The organism is Candidatus Binatus sp. (genome assembly GCF_036567905.1).
In the GTDB taxonomy this organism is placed as follows: Bacteria; Desulfobacterota; Binatia; order Binatales; family Binataceae; genus Binatus.
The window spans coordinates 53,799-72,057 of the sequence record NZ_DATCTO010000012.1 but is presented as its reverse complement, the minus strand read 5'-3'; the positions used below and the strand labels follow the sequence as shown (position 1 = coordinate 72,057).

Here is an 18,259-nt window from a genome sequence, read left to right as displayed (position 1 = left end):
GAGCCATAAAAGACCCATTTTTTTTACCCGCCCGATCAGCGAATTCGAAACTCGGTGAACTCACCGGTAAAATCCAGCCAGTCTTCGCGTACCTCAGTTACGTGCGCCGACGGCGTGCCCAGATGTGCCCACGCCGCCAGCATCTGCAAATTCTCCCTGCTGCCTTCCGCGACGATTTCGACCTCGCCGGCCGGGATATTGCGCACCCATCCGGCGAGTGCGAGATCTTTCGCCTCGTCGCAAGCCGAGAATCGAAAGCCGACTCCCTGCACCCGCCCGCTGATTATCAGATGCAGCCTCGCGCGGCCCGATTGCTTTTGCGTCGTCATGAAAGCCGGGTCTCCCAGTGGTCAACTATCGCGCGCAAGAATCGACACGAGCCCCTTCTCGTCGAGCACCCTGACTCCCAAATCGTTTGCCTTCTTCAGCTTCGAGCCTGGCTCGGCGCCCGCGACCACGAAGCCGGTCTTGCGGCTGACCGACGACGTGACTCGCCCTCCCGCCGCCATGATTTTGCGCTCGGCCTCCTCCCGCGTCATCGATTCCAGCGTCCCGGTCAGCACGAACGTCTTGTCGCGGACCGCGCCGCGGCCCTCGAGCTGGGCCGGCGGTTCGACCTCGAGGATTTTGATCAGGCGCTTGACGGTCTTGAGATTTCGCGGCTCATCGAAGTACTCGCGGATGCTGTGCGCTACTTCGCTCCCGATATCGCGCACGCCGAGCAAATCGTCCTCCGTGGCGGCCGCCAGCGCGTCCATCGTCCTGAACTTCAACGCCAGTTGACGCGCGGTATGCTCGCCGACGTGGCGTATCCCAAGCCCGCTGATGAACCTGTCGAGCGAGGTTTTGCGCGCCGCCGCGATCGCGTCCAGCACGTTGCGCGCGCTCTTGTCCGCCATGCGCTCAAGCCCCGCGAGTTGCTCCCCGGTCAACCCGAATAGATCGTCGAGCTCCTTCACCAAGCCCTGCTCGACGAGTTGCGCGACCAGCTTGTCGCCCAACCCTTCGATATCGAGGCAGCCCTTGGACGCGAAATGGCGAATCGATTCGCGCATCCGCGCCGGGCAATTCGCATTGACGCAGAAGTAACCGACCTCGCCCTGCTCGTGGACGATCGCCGCGCCGCATTCCGGGCAATGGGTGGGCATCTCAAACGGCTTCGCGCGCGGATGCCCTTGCCTGGTGACCCGAATGACGTACGGAATGACGTCGCCCGCGCGCTCGATCAGCACGGTGTCGCGCTCGCGGATGTCCTTGCGCCTGATCTCGTCGAGGTTGTGCAGCGAAGTATTCGAAATCGTGACGCCGGCGAGCTGCACGGGGCGAAGCTTGCCGACCGGCGTGAGCGAACCGATTCTGCCGACCTGCACCTCGATCTTCTCGACCACCGTCTCCGCCTGCTGCGCCTTGAACTTGTACGCAATCGCCCAGCGCGGCGACCGCGACACCTCGCCGAGCTGCTCCTGGAGCGCGTAGGAGTTCACCTTGGCCACCACGCCGTCGGCCTCGTAGTCCAGCTCGCGGCGTTTTTCGGTAATTTCGTTCCAGTATTCGAGGATCGCGCCGATGCCCCTGCACACGCGCGACAACGGATTCACGCGCAACCCCAGCGCTTTGATCGCTTGCAGAAATTCCCACTGCGATTTGAGCGCGACGCCCTCGATCACGCCCGGCGCGTACAGGAAAACGTCGAGCGGCCGCGACGCGGTGATCTTTGGATCGAGCTGGCGAAGCGCTCCCGCCGCTGCGTTGCGCGGATTGGCGAACACCGGCTCGCCGGCCTCTTCGCGCTCGCGGTTCAACCTTGCAAACCCGGTCCGCGGAATAATCACTTCGCCGCGCACTTCGAGCAGGCGCGGGATTTTGCTTTTGTTGTGCTCCGGACAGCGCAACCTGAGCGGCACGCTCTTGATCGTGCGGATATTGCGGGTGACGTCCTCGCCGTTGATTCCGTCGCCGCGGGTCGAGCCGACGGTCAACCGCCCGTCTTCGTAAACCAGCTCGATGCCGAGTCCGTCGAGCTTGACCTCGGCGACGTACTCGACGTCGGCGTCGGATTTCAGCAGCCGCCTGACGCGCTTGTCGAACTCGCGCATCTCCTCGGCGTCCATCGCGTTGCCGAGCGACATCATCGGGCGGCGATGCACCACGACGCCGAATTTTTCGCTCGGCGCCGCACCCACCCGCTGCGTGGGCGAATCGGGCGTGGCAAGCTCGGGATGCTCCCGCTCGAGCGCCTCGAGCCGGCGCATCAGCTGGTCGTATTCGGCGTCGGAAATTTCCGGATTGTCGAGGACGTGGTAGCGATAGTTGGCGCGGTCGATCTCGTCGCGCAGCTTTTCGGCTTGCGCGGCGAGCTTGTGCGAATCTTCACGCATGGCTGGAGTCCACGACCATCGCGCGAATTCCCCGGCTAGCGGCGCGGGTAGCCCATCGCGTCGAGAAAATCGTCGAGCGTCGGAAATCGCATGTACATGTTGTGGCGCTTCTGATCGCCGATCGTCGTGCTGGATTCCGCCGAGTACGCGTGCCCCGGATACACCACCGTCGAGTCGTCGAGCTTGCGCAGCGTATCGTTCAGGCTGTGATACATCGCCTCCGGGTCCGAGCCCGGCAGGTCCACCCGTCCGCACGAGTTCACGAACAGCGTGTCGCCGGAAATCAGGTTGCCCTCGACCAGGAAGCACTGCGAGCCCGGCGTATGCCCGGGCGTATGCAGGAACTTCACCTCGAGCTCGCCCACTTTGACCGTGTCGCCCGCATCGACCTTCACCAGGTCGGAGTCCGACAATCCCGCGACCTGCTTCACCCCGTCGGCCTCGTGCTTGTTCACATAGACCTTGACCTTCACCTGTTCGAGCAGTTTGGCGGCGCCCTCGATGTTCTGGCCCATCATGTGCCCGCCCAGATGATCGGGGTGATAGTGCGTCAGCAGGAGTTTGTCGATCTCGTAACCTTCCCGCTCCGCATAGGTGCGTATCGCATCGACGTCCCACGCGGGATCGACGACCGCGAGCTTGCGCGTGGCCGGATCGCCGATCAGGTACACGAAATTCGCCATCGGGCCGACCTGCGCCTGTCGCAGATAGATTTTCTGGTCGCTGGATTCAGCCATCGTCAAATTTCCCCTGCTCAGGATTTCACGCCGCCGCGGCCCGGCTTGCTCTTCGCCGCGCGCGCGGTCTTCTTATCCGCTTCGATCCGCAGCGCCCGGTCCCACAGAAATTCGGGCTCCCCTAGCCGCTGCGCAACCCATCGCGACTGCACGAACAGATGATCGCTCAGCCGGTTCACATAGATGATGAGATTGTCGTTGATGTCCTCTTCGCGCTTCAGCCGCCAGCATTCGCGCTCCGCACGCCTGCACACCGTGCGCGCCTGATGCAGAAACGCGTTGAGCACGCCGCCGCCGGGCAGGGTGAAGGATTTCAGCGGCTCGAGCTCCTTCTCCATCGCGTCCATCTCTTCTTCGAGCCGCTTGATCTCGCCGGCGCCCATCTTGTGCATCTGCGGATATTCGCCGTCGGGCGGCGTGGCGAGTTCGCTGCCCAGGTCGAACAATTCGTTTTGTATCCGCCGCAGGGTCTCCGCATACGGCTCGAAATCGGCGCCGAACCCGTCGCGATATTGGGTAAGGTAGGTGCGAACGATTCCGATGATCGAATTCAGCTCATCGGTTGTTCCGTAGGCCTCCAGCCGCGCGCTGTCCTTTGGCACGCGCCTGCCGCCGACCAGCGCGGTATTCCCCTTGTCGCCCGTGCGCGTGTAAATCCGGCTCAGGCGTATCGCCATTAGACGCCCGCCTTGCTCCGCAGCGCCGCGTAGGTGGCGTCGCCCAGCTCGGTCGTCACCGGCAGTCCCGCGTCCTTCCATCCCACGACGACCACCTGCCCCGACGCGTCGCGCTGGCCGCCAAAGCCGCCGACCACGTTGATCAGATCGATGAAACCCGCCTCTTCGAGCATCTCGCACGCGCGCTGCGAACGTCCGCCCACCATGCATCCGACGATGAGTTTCTTGTCGAGGGGAATTACCTTCACGACGATCTCGACAAAGTCGAGATTCAACTGCATCTGGCCCGGACCCTTGGCCACCATGACCGGGATATTGATCGCGCGTGGCGCGTGTCCGGCGGCGAATTCTACTTCGGTGCGAACGTCGAGATAGAGCGCGTCGGGATTATCCTGCAGCGTTGCGTGCGCTTCGGGTGGAATTTGGTGTTTTATCGCCATCGCAAACCTCTTTTCAGCGTTAAGACTTTACCAGATCGTCACGGCTTGGCATTTCCTACGCGTTCATAATGCACTATCTCACCGCGCGGTTTGAGTTGCTTCGCCTGCGGCGGATTCTTCGGGTCGGCGTAGCCGAACGGCAGAACCGTGAAAATTGCCCATCCGTCCTTGACCCCGAGTAACGCGCCAATCCTGGCCCCGTCGAAGTTGCCGACCCAACAGGTGCCCAGGCCCAGCGCCCATCCCGCGTTAGCCATGTTCTGCACCGCTTGCGCGCAATCCACGTCGGCCCACCGCGCGTTGGCGACGTCCTTGAGCACCACGATCGCCGACGGCGACTCGGCAACGAAGCGGCCGGTCGAGCATAGCGCGCCAATCTCCTTCAACGTGTCGCGATTTTGAATCACGACAAACTGCCACGGCTGCAGGTTGCGCGCGCTCATCGCGTGGCGTCCGGCCTCGACGATCTTCGAGAGTTTTTCGCGCGCCACCGGCTCGTCCGAGAACGCGCGCTGCACCCGGCGGGAGAGAATCGCTTCAAGAGCGTCCATGGATGGCGCCTCCATCTGAAATTTCGAATCGGGGCGGCTGCCAGTCGAAGCGGCCGCCGCCGGCGCCGCCGAACTGACGGCGCTAAAAGCCGAACTGCACCAATCGCTGTGAGGACGCGGCTCAGCCGCGCTTATAAACCGAAAATCCCTGCTCGAGTTTCGCCACCCGCTCCTGAATCGACGACATGCGTTGAAGCCCAAGAAAAAATTGCACCAGCTCGTCGTGACCGGCCTGCCCGCCCGGGCTCATCACCTCGACCAGCTCCTCGATGAGGCTGGGAAACTTCTCGCTCGGGACGTAGTAGTTCGCCCATCCGAAATTGCAATGGCGATGCAGAATCTTCGCGATTGTCTTCTCGAGCAGTTCGCGCCGGCCGCCTGCGTGCCCTTGTTCGTCGTTCAATGAATCCTCTCCTGCTTGCGATGGCCCCGAAGTATCCGCCGTCTCAGGCGCCCTTCTTCACCGGCGCGGGCGGTGCGGCGTCGGCCCACAAAATCTTGTGATAGTCGAAACGCATATTCTCGATGATATTGAATTTGATGATCTCGAAATAGGGCGACAGATCGAAATCGCGCGGCGTGATCAGCGTCGGCGAGACCATCCTGAGCGTGCCGTATTGCAGCGCGCCGGTCGTCTTCGAGCCTATCGGCCATAGCTTGCGCTTGGGCGACGCCGCGGCCGGCGGCGGCAACTGCTGGTAGTTGGGCACGATCGGGAACTTCACCCGATTAAACGACGACGCGATCACGCTCGAACAGATGACTCGCGTCGGCTCGCCGCTTCCAAACTGCAGCGCCTGGCGGCGAAAGCGCGGCGGCACCAGGCTCACCGGCAGGAAGTAGCGCGCCAGATCGATCACGTTGCGCAGATCGTAGGTATCGCCCACGCTGCGAATCGCCTCGTCCATCACCTCGGCCAGATCCGCCGCCGACAGGTTGAACGGCCGGCACACGCGGATGTTGAAGTCGCGATACTTGGCCAGCGGCGTAAGCACCACGCCCGCCTCCACGATCGCCTCGACCATCAGGAAGTTCGCTTCCTCGCCGAATTGCGCCACCAGCGGCGCCCTCATCTCGGGATTGCGCCGAATCGGCTCGTCACCGACGTACAACGCCGAGTGCGACCACGAGCTTTGGGTCAGGTACTTGATGCATTCGCTGACTCGCTCGTTGCCTTCCACCAATATGACGTCGCCCTTGCGAATGTGACGCTTGAGCGCGGCAATGTCGTTGGGGATGTGGAGGGCGTAACTCTTGATGGGCTTGGTGAGCAGACCGATGGCCCAGTCGCTCATCCGGTCCAGCAGCCAGGCGATGATCCCCGATTTCTCGCGGCGAGCCATTTCAGCTCAGTTCCCCCCGCTCGCGCCGAACCTCGATCAGGTCTTGAACTGGCCCACGATTGCGTAGAACGGCACCTTCAGCGTCGCCTGCTCCGGGTCGTCGGTCTTGATCGTCAAATTCCCCCGCAACTGGCCGTCGGGTGTGCCATGCTTGAGCGTAACCGTCACCTTGTATTCCTTGCCCGGCGTGACCGGCTCCGCGGTTGCGGCGACGGCAGGGCTGGTGCTGGCCACCTCGAGTACCTTTACCGGATGGGGACCCTGATTGCTCAGCTTGAAGATTCTCACGACGTCCTGGCCGCGCGGAACGAGACCGAACGAAACCTGCGCGGGATCGACATTCAAATCTCCGGTCACGGTGCCGAACACGTCAACCTGCAACGGCACGCGATTGGTCGTGATCTTGATCGAGTCGTCGAACTGTCCCACCGGCATCGTCTTGAGCAGCGAGACTTTGAGCAGCGCGCCCGGCTTGCCGTCGGGACGCTTTTGCTGCACCACCCTGATCGAAGAATTCGAGTTGCTCACCGGACCGACCTGGAACGGCCCGCGCCCCGGATTGAGATCGTTGACCACCACCTCCCTGGTGTCTTCGGTCCCCTTCTTCACGTTGCCAAATGAGATTTCACCCGGTTGCGCCTCGACCTGCTGCTTGACGATCCCCTGCATCGTCATCGCGACCTGCGGATTGTCGGGATCGTTGGTGAACGCGGTGATGGTGCGCACCTGGTGGCCCTTCTGAAAGTGCGTGTCGAACCCGACGGCGATTTCGCTCTGGTCGCCCGGCGCGACATGCACCTTCGAGGGATTGCCCGTGGTGCATCCGCATGAGGTCTTCACGCCGCGAATATCCAGATAGCCCTGGCCGATGTTCTTGATGGTGAAGGTATGACTGACCATCGTGCCTTCGAGCGCGGTGCCGAAATCGTACAGCGGATTGGCGGCGACCGCCTTCGGCGCGCGGCCCGGGGGCGCGCTGTTGCCGCCGGGAATCATCGGATTCATGCCCTCCTGCGCGGCCGCCGGGAGGCTGGCAATCAAGGCGATTATCAGTGCAAGGAACGCGGGCAAGATTTTTTTCAAGTTCGTCATTTTACTCATGGGCCGAGGCGCGGCGCCCCTGCATTGGACTCTATCAAGCATGGCGCGGAGCGTTGCGGTCAAGAGGCCTTGCTTACCGGCGCGTGGTGCGCAGCTTCGGGCTGGGCCGGTTCGTAGCGGCTTAGAAAATCGGTGGAGAATTCGCCGCGATTAAAATCCGGATCGTGCAGGATCTTCAGATGCAGCGGGATGTTGGTCTTGATGCCGTCGATGACATACTCGCGCAGCGCCGCCTTGGCCCGCGCGATCACTTCGGCGCGCGCCTCGGCATGCACTATCAGCTTTGCGATCAGCGGATCGTACTGCACCGGCACGCGATAGCCGTCGTACAGGGCGGTCTCGACGCGCACGCCCAGTCCGCCCGGCGTATGGTGATTAGTGACGACGCCCGGCGACGGGATATGACGCTCCGGATCCTCGGCGTAGATGCGAAACTCCATCGACGCGCCATCGAACTTCACCTGCCGCTGCTTGAGCCCAAGCCGCTCGCCCATCGCCATCCGGATGCTCTCCTTCACCAGGTCAACGCCGGTGACCATCTCGGTCACGCCGTGCTCGACCTGGATCCGGGTGTTCATCTCGATGAAATAAAACACGCCGCTGTCCGCCAGCAGAAATTCCACCGTGCCGACGTTCGAATAGCCGACCACCTCGGCCGCGCGCACCGCCGCCTTGCCCATCTTTTCGCGCAGCCGCGCGGTCAGAATCGGGCACGGCGATTCCTCGATCAGCTTCTGATGACGGCGCTGAATCGAGCAGTCGCGCTCGCCGAGATGAATCGCGTTGCGGTGCAAGTCGGCAAGAATCTGAAACTCGACGTGACGCGCGTGCTTGAGGTATTTCTCCAGGTACATCTTGCGCGAGTTGAACGACAACTCGGATTCCCCCTGCGCTTGCGGAAACAGCCGCGTCAGCTCCGCCGCGTCGCGAACGACTCGCATCCCCTTGCCGCCGCCGCCCGCTGCCGCCTTGATCAGCACCGGGTAGCCCAGCCGCTTCGCGTCCGCTTGCGCCTCGCGCAGCTCGGTAACGCCGGTGCCCTCGCTGCCCGGCAGGACAGGCACGCCCGCGCGCTTCATGATTCGCCGCGCGCGCGGCTTGTCGCCCATCAACCTGATATGACGCGCCCGCGGACCCACGAAGTTGAGTCCCGAGCGCTGGCATGCCTCGGCGAAGTCGCCGTTCTCAGAGAGAAAGCCGTAGCCTGGATGCACCGCGTCGGCGCCGAAGGTCGTGGCCGCGCTCAGGATCGCCGGGATGTTCATATAGCTGTCTTCAGCCGCCGGCGGCCCGATGCATACCGACTCGTCCGCCATCCGCACGTGCAGCGCGTTCTTGTCCGCGGTCGAGTAAACCGCCACCGTCGAAATCCCCAGCTCGCGGCAGGCGCGGATTATCCGGATTGCGATTGTCCCGCGATTTGCGATCAGCATTTTTTTGAACATCGATGAGCGCTCCGGCTTCTCAAGTCACTTCGATGATCATCAGCGGTTGACCGTACTCGATAGGATTTCCATTCTCGGCGATGATTCTTATCACCCGCCCTGCGGCCGGCGATTCGATCTCGTTCATCATCTTCATCGCCTCGATTATGCACAACGGCTGGCCCTTGCGCACCGACGATCCTTCCTCGACGAACGGCGCCGCGTCCGGCGAGCCGGCCCGGTAAAACGTACCCACCATCGGGCTTTCGATCAGCTTCTGATTCGGCGCCAGCTCGATTCTGCCCGCCGCCTTCGAGCCTTCCTCTTCGGTCGCCTCAACGTGCCTCATCGCCATCTTGAGCGGCGCGGCCACGCGCACCGCCAGATGCGGCTGCGAACCCGCCTCGGCCGCGTCCACCGGCGCGCGCGCGCCGGCGCGGACCAGCCGCACCTTGCCCTTCTTGTCTTCGATCTCGAGTTCAACCAGCCCGTAGTCCCGCATCAGGACCAGCAGGGTTTTTAGCTCGCGTACTTCCATCTGCTCTCCGTGTCTTCCCGCAACGGCGACTCGCCTGCGCGCTTGATCGTTGCCCGGCATCGCGCTCATCCGCTCCGTCGGCGCGACTCCTCGGCCATCGTGCGCGCGGCTCTGAGAGCCAGGCTATAGCTCTCGGCGCCAAATCCCATGATTCGACCGTGCGCGATGTCCGCAATGGTCGAATGATGCCGAAACGCCTCGCGCCGATACACGTTGGACAGATGCACTTCGATTACCGGAATACTCACGGCCTGTATCGCGTCGCGAATGGCAACGCTGGTGTGCGTGTATGCGCCGGGATTGAGGATTAGCACGTCGCACCTGCCGCGCGCCTGCTGAATTCGATCGACGATCGCGCCTTCGCTGTTCGACTGAAACGTCTCAACCTTCATCTCGAGTTCGCGTCCCAGTTGCTTGAGTTCCTTGTCGATATCAGCGAGGCGGGTTCGGCCGTAAATTTCCGGCTCGCGTTCGCCGAGCAGATTGAGATTGGGTCCATGGATCACCAGCACCGCAATTGGACCGCTCGCGCCGCCTGATGCGGCCTGGCCAGCCATATTCCGGGCTTTAGCCCTCATCGCCATCCCCGCTCCACTCCTCGGTTCATTGAACCGCACCCTCGATGCGACTGCAAGCGCGGGGGCCGGGTGCTGTCCACCGGTCAGTCATCACTGGCGTCATCAGAGCGCGATTTGAGCGCATTCTGGTACACTTCGCGACGGCCTCTACCCGTCAGCCGCGCGACCACAGCGCTCGCCTGCTTGAGCCCAAGTCCCGCCTCACGGAGAACTTCGAGCGCATCGCCCACGTCAACGGTGACCAACCCCGCGTCTGCGCCGCCGATGCTCGGCGCATCCGGCGCGCCTGCGACGATGATCGTGATCTCTCCGAGCGCGGGCGTCGCGCGAAAGCGGCGTTCCAGCTCAGCCAGCGTCCCACGCAGCGTCGCCTCGTAAGTCTTGGTGATCTCGCTCACCACCGCCGCATCGCGCGACTGTCCGAATGCGGCCGCCATCTCGGCCAGCGTATCGGCCAGCCGGCGCGCCGCCTCGTAGAAGACCATCGTGCGCGGCTCGCGGCGGAGTTCTTCCAGCCGGCTGCGCCGCGCCGCGTCGCGCGGCGGGATAAATCCCTCGAACGTGAACCTGTCGGTGGGGATTCCGGCAATCGACAGTGCCGCGATTGCCGCCGACGCTCCCGGCACCGCCATCACGCGCAGGTTTGCCTCCCACGCCGCCCGCACCAGTCGAAAGCCCGGATCGGAAATGGCAGGCGTGCCCGCGTCGGTAACCAGCGCGATTTTTTCTCCCGCCTTCAGCCTCGCGATCAGCTCCGGCACGCGCCGCTCCTCGTTGTGCTCGAAGTGGCTGACGGTGGGCGTGTGAATCTGATGACGCGCGAGCATCTGCCCGGTTCGCCGCGTGTCCTCGCATGCGATCAGACTGACCTGCTCGAGGGTGCGAATTGCGCGGGCGGAAATGTCGCCCGGATTGCCGATCGGCGTCGCGACTACGTACAAAATTCCGCCAGCGCCGGTTTGTTTATTTGCGCGCCCAGACATTAGAATTCAAAATTACTATTCGCCCCCGGAGTAATCAGCGTGGCCGAAGGCAAAGCTACTCTCCTCATCTCATGCATCGACCGCCCCGGTATCATAGCCCGCGTCGCCGGCCACCTGTTCACTCTCGGATGCAATATTATCACTTCCGACCAGTACTCCGACGACGAGGATAGCCACTTCTTCTGGCGCATCCACTTCGAAAGCCTGCGGCTCCCCATCAGCGAGCTGTCCAAAGAACTCGATGCGTCGATGCCGTCGCTGCTGCCGTGGAAGCACCTCAAGTGGCAGCTCTTCGACGCCGCCAAGCGGGACCGGATTGTCATCATGGTTTCGCGCCTGCCGCACTGCATGATGGATCTGTTGAGCCGGCATCGTTTCGGCGAGCTCGACGGCGACGTGGTCGGCGTGGTCAGCAATCATACCGACCTGGAACCGCTCGCGCGCCCGTTCGAGGCGCCGTTCACGGTGATTCCGGTCGCGAAAGACCGCAAATCGGAGTCTGAAGCCGCGCTCTTGAATCATCTCACCGGGCTGCGCGCGGACACCGTCGTGCTCGCGCGCTACATGCAAGTGCTGTCGGACGAATTTCTTCGCGCCTGGAACAAGCCGATCGTCAACATCCACCACAGCCTCCTGCCCGCGTTCGCCGGCCAGCGGCCGCACAAGCAGGCGCACGACCGCGGCGTCAAGCTAATCGGCGCGACCGCGCACTACGTGACCGAACAGCTCGACGCCGGCCCGATAATCGCCCAGGCCACCGCGCCGATGACGCATCGCGACACCGTCGCCGACCTGGCGCGCAAGGGCAAGGATCTCGAAGTGATGGTGTTGGCGAAGGCCGTGCGCGCCCACCTCAAAAAGCAGGTGCTGCTCCACCACAACCGCACGATCGTTTTCGAATAACGGGTAATTCCCGGCCCCTGCTCAGGTGGGGCCGGTGAAGAAACTCAGCGAGCGGTTCGCAAAGGAGATGATCGGCGACCAGTACAGCCCAAACGCGATTGTCGCGCAGGCCAGCACTCCCATCAGCCCGTAATTCCACGCCTGGAAGCGCAGCGAGCCTTCGTCGCCGCGCGGCTGTTCGAAGAACATCATCTGAACCGGCTTCAGATAGTAATACAGAGACACTACTGAATTGAGTATTCCAACAATAGCCAGTATATAGAATTGGCCGCGTATCACTGCGGCGAATAGGTAGAACTTCCCGATGAATCCAATCGTCAGCGGGATCCCGGTCAGTGAGAAAAGGAAGATAGTCAGTGCGAGCGCCGGAACGATTCCGCCGCGCCAGGCCAGCCCGCGGTACGCGTCCACGTCCTCGCGCCCCGTCGAGTTTGCCACCATCATCACCACCACGAATGCGCCCGCATCCATTACGTAGTAGGCAAACAGGTAGAACAGCATCGCCCGAATTCCGTCGTTCGACAGCACGACGAATCCCATCAGTGCGTATCCCGCCTGCGCGATACTCGAGTACGCCAGCAGCCGCTTCATGTTGGTCTGCTGAAGCGCGGCCAGGTTGCCCAGCGTCATCGTGATGATGCAAACGAAGAGCAGCAGTTGCGGCCAATCGACGCCCGCCAGCGCCGTCCAGCTTCCGCCCGCCGCCAGATGCGAAATCGCCGGGAAGAAAAAGCGCGTCAGCAGTGCAAAGCCCGCCGCCTTCGAGCCGACCGCCAGAAAAGTTGTGATCGGAATCGGCGCGCCCGTATAAACGTCCGGCGCCCACATATGAAACGGCACCGACGCCACCTTGTAGCCCATCCCGGTCAGGATCAACACCAGCGCGATAAATACCGCGAGCACCGGCAGATGCGCGGGCGTCGAGAGCGCTTTGTTGATCACGTTGAAGTCGAGCGAGCCGGTGATGCCGAAAATCCAGCTCATGCCGTAAATCATCGTCCCCGACGCGACGCCCCCGTAGATCAAGTACTTAAGCGCGGCTTCCAGCGAGCGCCGGTTATGCCGCAAAAAACCCGTCAGGATGTACGACGTCAGGCTGACGAACTCCAGCGCCAGGTACGCCATCAGCAGGTTCGCCGACTCCGCCATCAGAAACATCGCAAACGTGCTCGCCAGCAAGATCGCGTAATACTCGCCCTGGTCGCAGCTCTTCACTTCCTCCGAGCCAATCGACATCCAGATGGCCACCACCGCGGCCAGCGCGATCAGCGTGCGGAAGTAAATCGCAAACGAATCGAATACCAACATCCGATGAAACAGCCACGCGCCCGACAGCGCCGGCTCCAGCCCGATCGCCAGCAATGACGCCGCAGCCGCTATCAGAGCCAGTACGCCGAGACGCGACTTGTTGCGTACCGCCAGGTCGATGATCACGATCGCCAGCACGCCGGCGACCAGGATCATTTCCGGGATGAAATGTTTCAGGCTCGCGAGATTTCCGAGATCCATCTGCTTGCGTCCGATCTGCCCTGAGTCTCAGCGAACCATCGCGACGGCGGCGCCCGAAGTCGACAGCACAACCTGGTTCAGATGAACCAGCGAGGTGTTGAGCAGGCCGAGAATCGCCTGCGGATAGACGCCGAGTATCAGCACGATGATCCCGAGCGGCACCAGCGTGAACGCCTCGCGAAACGACAAATCGGGAAAGTCCTTGTATTTTTCGTTCAACGGCCCGAGGTAGATCCGCTGGAAGGTCCACAGCAGATAGCCCGCGGTCAGTACCGCCGTCGCCGCGCCGAATACCACCATAAACGGATGCGTCTGCCACGCGCCGAGCAGCACCAGCACTTCCGAAATAAATGCCGACATCCCCGGCAGTCCCATCCCGGCGAAAAACGCGAAGCCCGTAATCGCCGTATATATCGGCATCTGCTGCGCCAGACCGCCGAAGCCGTTTATCTCGCGATGATGCGCGCGATCGTAGATCACGCCGACCAGGATAAAAAGCATCGCCGTGATCGTTCCGTGATTGAACATCTGCAGCACCGCGCCGTTGATTCCCGCCGCGGTGAACGCCGCCATCCCCAGCATCACGTAGCCCATGTGGCTAATCGACGAATAGGCAATCAGTTTCTTATAGTCAGTCTGCGCCATCGCGCACATCGCGCCGTAGACGATGTTGATAGTGCCGATCACGCCAAGGAACAGCCACGCGAGCTGGTAGCTGGCGGCAGGCAGCACCGCGAAATTGACGCGCAGAATGCCGTAGGTGCCCATTTTCAGTAGCACACCCGCAAGAATCACCGAAATCGCCGTGGGCGCTTCCACGTGCGCGTCGGGCAGCCAGGTATGGAACGGGAACGCCGGAATCTTGATTGCGAAACCGATGAACAGCGCGATCCATACTATTCGCTGGAACCCGATTGAGTAATGACTCGAATTCGCCGCCAGCTGAGTCAAGTCAAAGGTCGGAGTCGCGCTGTAGTAATAAAGTCCGAGCATCGCCAGCAGAATCAGCACCGAACCCAGCAGAGTGTAGAGAAAGAATTTGATCGCCGCGTACTCGCGTCGCGGACCGCCCCAGATGCCGATGAGAAAATACATCGGCAGCAGCATCACTTCCCAAAAAATATAAAACAGGAAGAAATCGAGCGACACGAACACGCCCATCATTCCCGTGTCGAGCATCAGCAGCATCGCGTAGTAGCCCTTCTCCGCGCGATTTATTCCGAAGCTCGCGAACGTCGAGATGAACATGATGAGCGCCGTCAGCAGCACCATCGAGATGCTGATTCCGTCCACGCCCACGAAGTAAGTAATGTGGTACGAGGGCATCCACGACGCCTTCTCGGCGAACTGAACCGCGCTGGTCGTCGTGTCGAAGTGCTCGTACAGGTAAATCGCGATCAACAGTTGCGGCACCGTCGCCGCCGCCGCGATCCACTTGAATGCGTTCTTCATCGCGCCGGGCAGCGCGAGAATCAACACCATTCCGACGATCGGAACAAAGGTTATCAGCGTAAGCGCGTGACTCATTTCAGTTTCGCTCTTCCCGTTTGACTTGCAGCGGCGCCGCCGCGGTATTTGTCATGTCCTTGCCACCGCGCGCACCAGCAATATCAGCATCACCGCGGCCAGAATTCCGTATAAGTATCCATTGATCGAGCCGGTCTGCAGCCGTCGCAGCCTGCCGCCCACGTCGAGCGTCAGGTTCGAGGCGAAATTCACCAGCCCATCGACTACGTAATGGTCGAATAGTCCCGACAGCCACGAAAGAAATACTATGATGCGTGCCGCCAGGTTCACGACGCCGTCGATGATGTTGGAGTCGAACCATGCCAGCACCCGCGTCGCGAACATATATGGCTCTATAATCACTCGATTGTAGAATTCATCGACATAGTATTTGTTGTATACCCATTCGTATGGCACTCCGCCGAACATCTGACTAAAGCGCGCGGGCTCCAGCTTTTGCTGCCGATACATAAGATCCGCAATTAGCCATCCGATTACTACTATCGTGAATGTGATAAGTCCGAACGCACCTTCCGTCGCACGACTATGTATTCCCGCTTCGGTTATCCGGCGCGTCGCCTCGGAGCTGAATACGGGATCGAGAAAGTCCTCGAATGGCTTGAAACTCGCGATGAAAGCCGGAATCTTCACGAGTCCGCCGACTACCGACAGCGCGCCCAGCACGATCAGCACGTACGCCATCGACGCCGGCGATTCGTGCACATGATGCTCCTGCTCGTGGGTGCCGCGAAATTCGCCGAAGAAGGTCATGTACACCTGGCGAAACATGTAGAACACCGTGATTCCCGCGCCAATCAGCAGCATCGCCCACACCACCGGGTGCCCATGCGATATTGCCTGCCAGATGATCTCGTCCTTCGACATGAATCCCGCGAACGGCGGCACCCCCGATATCGCCAGCGTCGCCGCCATGAACGTCACGAACGTGATCGGCATCTTGTGCCGCAGCGCACCCATCTTGCGCATGTCCTGCTCTCCACCCATCGCGTGGATCACCGACCCCGCTCCCAGGAACAGGCACGCCTTGAAGAACGCATGCGTCATTAGATGGAACACGCCCGCCGCGTATGCGCCGACGCCCAGCGCCGCGAACATGTATCCGAGCTGGCTCACCGTCGAGTACGCGAGCACTTTTTTGATGTCGTTTTGCGCCACGCCAATCGTCGCCGCCAACAGCGCCGTCAGTCCGCCCACCACCGCGATCACGCCCATCGTGAACGGCGACATCGAAAACAAAAAGTTCAGCCGCGCCACCATGTACACGCCCGCCGTCACCATCGTCGCCGCATGGATCAGCGCGCTGACCGGCGTCGGTCCCGCCATCGCGTCCGGCAGCCACACGTACAGCGGAATCTGCGCCGACTTTCCCGTCGCCCCGATGAACATCAACAGCGTCACGAAGCCGACCAGGGGATACGCCGACTGATAGCCGGCAAAATTTATCGGCATCCCGGCAAGCGCCGGCGCGTATCTCGCGATCTCGCGCGTCACCAGCGTCGCGTGCCCGATCGACTGCAGTCCCGCGAACAAACTGTACAGCGCGATCACGAACGCAAGATCGCCGATCCGGTTGACGATGAACGCCTTGTTGCCCGCCGTCGTGTTCGCCGTCACCTTGTACCAGAACCCGATCAGCGCGAACGAGCACAGCCCCACGCCCTCCCAGCCCACGAACATCAGCCACAAGTTGTCGCCCAACACCAGCACCAGCATCGCGAACGTGAACAGGTTGAGCCATCCGAAAAAACGCCAGTAGCCGTCGTCGTCGTGCATGTAGCCAATCGAGTAGATGTGGATCAGGCCGCCCACGCCAGTGACTACCAGCGTCATCACCATCGACAACGGATCGAGCCAGAACGCGATGTCCAGGTTCAGTCCGCCGACATCGAACCACTTCCACAGGTCGTCGAGCATGAAGCGGTTTTCCGGCGGGATCGCGATCATCACGAGAAACGCGCGCAGCGCAAGGATGAACGCCGCGATGACGACACCACATCCAACGAAGCTTATCGCACGCTTGCCGAAGGTCTTCTGCAGCCACGCGCCCGCAATGAAATTGATCGCCGCGCCCACCAGCGGCAGCGCCACGATCAATCGAATGAAGGTAACCGCAATCGGATGATCCATCGCTCAGCTATCCACGCAGCGTCTCGGCCGCATCGACATCGATCGTCTTGAAGTTCTGATAAATCGCCAGCACCACCGCCAGTCCGATCACCGCCTCTGCCGCCGCCAGCATGATTACGAAAATCGCAAAAATCTGGCCGTCGTATTTGCCGCCGCCGTAAAACGCGAATGCAAGGTAGTTGATGTTGGCGGAGTTGAGTATCAGCTCGACGCCCATCAGGATTCCAATCGCGTTTCGGCGCGTCAGAACCGTGAACAGCCCGAGCGAAAAGATTATCAGGCTCAGAACCAGGAAGTGGTTCAGCGTTATTCCCCCGCCCATCCCGATTCTCCCGCTCCCCTACTCCCTGACTTCGTGGCGCGAAATGACAATCGCGCCGATTAGCGCCGCCAACAACACCAGCGACGCGACCTCGAATGGCAGCACGTAATCGCCCAGGAACGCGTTTCCGATCGCGTAGGTTGTCGGCGCGGGCGTGAGTGCGGCCGCCTGATGCCACTGCGTTCGCATCACCGCATACAGCATCACGATCGCCGCGACCCCTGCTACTACAATCGCGGGTGCGCTTCCAACCGCGCGATTCGACACCTTTACGTCGCCGATTCCCGCCGTCAGCATCACTGCGAAGATAGTCAGTACCAATATCCCGCCGACATAAACGAGTAGCTGCACCATCGCGACAAAATCCGCCGCGAGCAGAATGTAGATACCCACTACGCCCATGAATGCGCCCAGCAGCGCAAAGGTCGAATAAACTATGTTGCGCGAGAACGCCACCAGCGCGGCCGATCCCACCGTCAACGCGGCTACCGCATAGAATATTACCTGTGCGAGCATCGATTCGCCCTTCCCCGCGTTGCAGACCCGGGCGCGCGCTACGCCGGCTCTTCTCCGGCCGGCTTCTCGCCGCCGGGTTGCGCCCATTGATCGAGGTAGGCCGTGCCGCGATTCAGGATTGGCGCGATTCTCGGATCCGTCTCCGGCCCCTTTTTGGCCTTGTAAGCAATCACCGGATCCTGGACGAAGCGGCGAATCAGGCTCTCCAGCGAATAGTCAGCGCCCTCGAACTCCGTCGTATGATGGATCGATCCGGTTGGACACGCCTCGCTGCACAGCCCGCAGTACATGCACTTGGCGATGTCAATATCGAACTGCGACAACAGCAACTGCCGCGTTTGCTGATCCTTGTCGGCCACTATGACGATGCAATCGATCGGACAGGCGCGCTCGCACGCCAGGCAGCCCGTGCATATTTCGAGATCGACATCCAGGATCCCGCGATAACGGAACGGCAGCGTGTCCTGCACGCGCACCGCGATCCGATCCGGATATTGCACCGTGTACGGCTTGCGCATGAAATGCGACGCCGTTACCGCCATGCCCTCGAAGATCGTCGAGACCGTGTCCCTTATATTATGTACGTATTCCGAAACCGCGATCAT

At 61.6% G+C, this 18,259-nt stretch carries 20 protein-coding genes; 1 reads left to right on the top strand and 19 read right to left on the bottom strand.

Features of this window, described 5'->3' with window-relative positions; all coding sequences use genetic code 11:
• Positions 1-35 precede the first annotated feature (35 nt).
• The 13 genes from VIO10_RS01710 to rsmI form a co-directional block, all read right to left on the bottom strand.
• Complete coding sequence (locus VIO10_RS01710) at positions 36-329, bottom strand: acylphosphatase (RefSeq protein ID WP_331958365.1); 294 nt, start codon at positions 327-329, stop codon at positions 36-38.
• Between the two features lie 21 nt (positions 330-350).
• Positions 351-2,378, bottom strand: coding sequence for an NAD-dependent DNA ligase LigA (gene ligA / locus VIO10_RS01705; protein WP_331958362.1), 2,028 nt, complete (start codon positions 2,376-2,378; stop codon positions 351-353).
• A gap of 35 nt (positions 2,379-2,413) precedes the next feature.
• Positions 2,414-3,115 carry an MBL fold metallo-hydrolase gene (locus VIO10_RS01700; RefSeq protein ID WP_331958359.1) on the bottom strand — a complete coding sequence of 234 codons (702 nt, stop codon included), beginning with the start codon at positions 3,113-3,115 and terminating at the stop codon, positions 2,414-2,416.
• Positions 3,116-3,132: 17 nt separating this feature from the next.
• Positions 3,133-3,792 (bottom strand): cob(I)yrinic acid a,c-diamide adenosyltransferase, encoded by a 660-nt coding sequence (locus VIO10_RS01695; RefSeq protein WP_331958357.1) that lies wholly within the window; start codon positions 3,790-3,792, stop codon positions 3,133-3,135.
• Entirely contained in the window at positions 3,792-4,232 is a 441-nt protein-coding gene (locus VIO10_RS01690) for a rhodanese-like domain-containing protein (RefSeq protein ID WP_331958354.1), read from the bottom strand. Before VIO10_RS01690 ends, VIO10_RS01695 begins: the two co-directional genes overlap by 1 nt.
• A 38-nt stretch (positions 4,233-4,270) precedes the next feature.
• On the bottom strand, positions 4,271-4,783 hold the full coding sequence (locus tag VIO10_RS01685) for a nitroreductase family protein (RefSeq protein ID WP_331958351.1): 513 nt from the start codon (positions 4,781-4,783) through the stop codon (positions 4,271-4,273).
• A gap of 121 nt (positions 4,784-4,904) precedes the next feature.
• Positions 4,905-5,186 carry a hypothetical protein gene (locus VIO10_RS01680; protein WP_331958348.1) on the bottom strand — a complete coding sequence of 94 codons (282 nt, stop codon included), beginning with the start codon at positions 5,184-5,186 and terminating at the stop codon, positions 4,905-4,907.
• 43 nt (positions 5,187-5,229) lie between these two features.
• Complete coding sequence (locus VIO10_RS01675; RefSeq protein ID WP_331958345.1) at positions 5,230-6,126, bottom strand: YiiX/YebB-like N1pC/P60 family cysteine hydrolase; 897 nt, start codon at positions 6,124-6,126, stop codon at positions 5,230-5,232.
• A gap of 36 nt (positions 6,127-6,162) precedes the next feature.
• Entirely contained in the window at positions 6,163-7,218 is a 1,056-nt protein-coding gene (locus VIO10_RS01670; protein ID WP_331958342.1) for a DUF1573 domain-containing protein, read from the bottom strand.
• Between the two features lie 68 nt (positions 7,219-7,286).
• The gene (gene accC, locus VIO10_RS01665; protein ID WP_331958339.1) at positions 7,287-8,672 is read right to left on the bottom strand and encodes an acetyl-CoA carboxylase biotin carboxylase subunit; all 1,386 of its coding nucleotides are present in this window, start codon (positions 8,670-8,672) and stop codon (positions 7,287-7,289) included.
• 19 nt (positions 8,673-8,691) lie between these two features.
• Positions 8,692-9,249 (bottom strand): acetyl-CoA carboxylase biotin carboxyl carrier protein, encoded by a 558-nt coding sequence (accB, locus tag VIO10_RS01660; protein WP_331958336.1) that lies wholly within the window; start codon positions 9,247-9,249, stop codon positions 8,692-8,694.
• Positions 9,250-9,254: 5 nt separating this feature from the next.
• The gene (aroQ, locus tag VIO10_RS01655) at positions 9,255-9,707 is read right to left on the bottom strand and encodes a type II 3-dehydroquinate dehydratase (protein ID WP_349259211.1); all 453 of its coding nucleotides are present in this window, start codon (positions 9,705-9,707) and stop codon (positions 9,255-9,257) included.
• 143 nt (positions 9,708-9,850) lie between these two features.
• On the bottom strand, positions 9,851-10,750 hold the full coding sequence (gene rsmI / locus VIO10_RS01650; protein WP_331958330.1) for a 16S rRNA (cytidine(1402)-2'-O)-methyltransferase: 900 nt from the start codon (positions 10,748-10,750) through the stop codon (positions 9,851-9,853).
• A gap of 39 nt (positions 10,751-10,789) precedes the next feature.
• Between rsmI and purU the strand changes: the two genes are divergently transcribed.
• Entirely contained in the window at positions 10,790-11,653 is an 864-nt protein-coding gene (purU, locus tag VIO10_RS01645) for a formyltetrahydrofolate deformylase (RefSeq protein WP_331958327.1), read from the top strand.
• A 21-nt stretch (positions 11,654-11,674) separates the two neighbouring features.
• Here purU and VIO10_RS01640 read toward each other — a convergent pair whose 3' ends face one another.
• The 6 genes from VIO10_RS01640 to VIO10_RS01615 are packed head-to-tail and all read right to left on the bottom strand — an operon-like array spanning position 11,675 to position 18,259.
• Complete coding sequence (locus tag VIO10_RS01640; protein ID WP_331958324.1) at positions 11,675-13,162, bottom strand: NADH-quinone oxidoreductase subunit N; 1,488 nt, start codon at positions 13,160-13,162, stop codon at positions 11,675-11,677.
• A gap of 27 nt (positions 13,163-13,189) precedes the next feature.
• Entirely contained in the window at positions 13,190-14,689 is a 1,500-nt protein-coding gene (locus VIO10_RS01635; RefSeq protein ID WP_331958321.1) for an NADH-quinone oxidoreductase subunit M, read from the bottom strand.
• Positions 14,690-14,740: 51 nt separating this feature from the next.
• Positions 14,741-16,816, bottom strand: a complete 2,076-nt coding sequence (nuoL, locus tag VIO10_RS01630) for an NADH-quinone oxidoreductase subunit L (protein WP_331958319.1) — start codon at positions 16,814-16,816, stop codon at positions 14,741-14,743.
• A gap of 7 nt (positions 16,817-16,823) precedes the next feature.
• Positions 16,824-17,138, bottom strand: a complete 315-nt coding sequence (nuoK, locus tag VIO10_RS01625) for an NADH-quinone oxidoreductase subunit NuoK (RefSeq protein WP_331958316.1) — start codon at positions 17,136-17,138, stop codon at positions 16,824-16,826.
• An 18-nt stretch (positions 17,139-17,156) separates the two neighbouring features.
• On the bottom strand, positions 17,157-17,654 hold the full coding sequence (locus tag VIO10_RS01620) for an NADH-quinone oxidoreductase subunit J (RefSeq protein ID WP_331958314.1): 498 nt from the start codon (positions 17,652-17,654) through the stop codon (positions 17,157-17,159).
• Positions 17,655-17,692: 38 nt separating this feature from the next.
• A complete protein-coding gene (locus VIO10_RS01615; protein WP_331958312.1) occupies positions 17,693-18,259 on the bottom strand; it encodes an NADH-quinone oxidoreductase subunit I in 567 nt (188 codons plus the stop codon).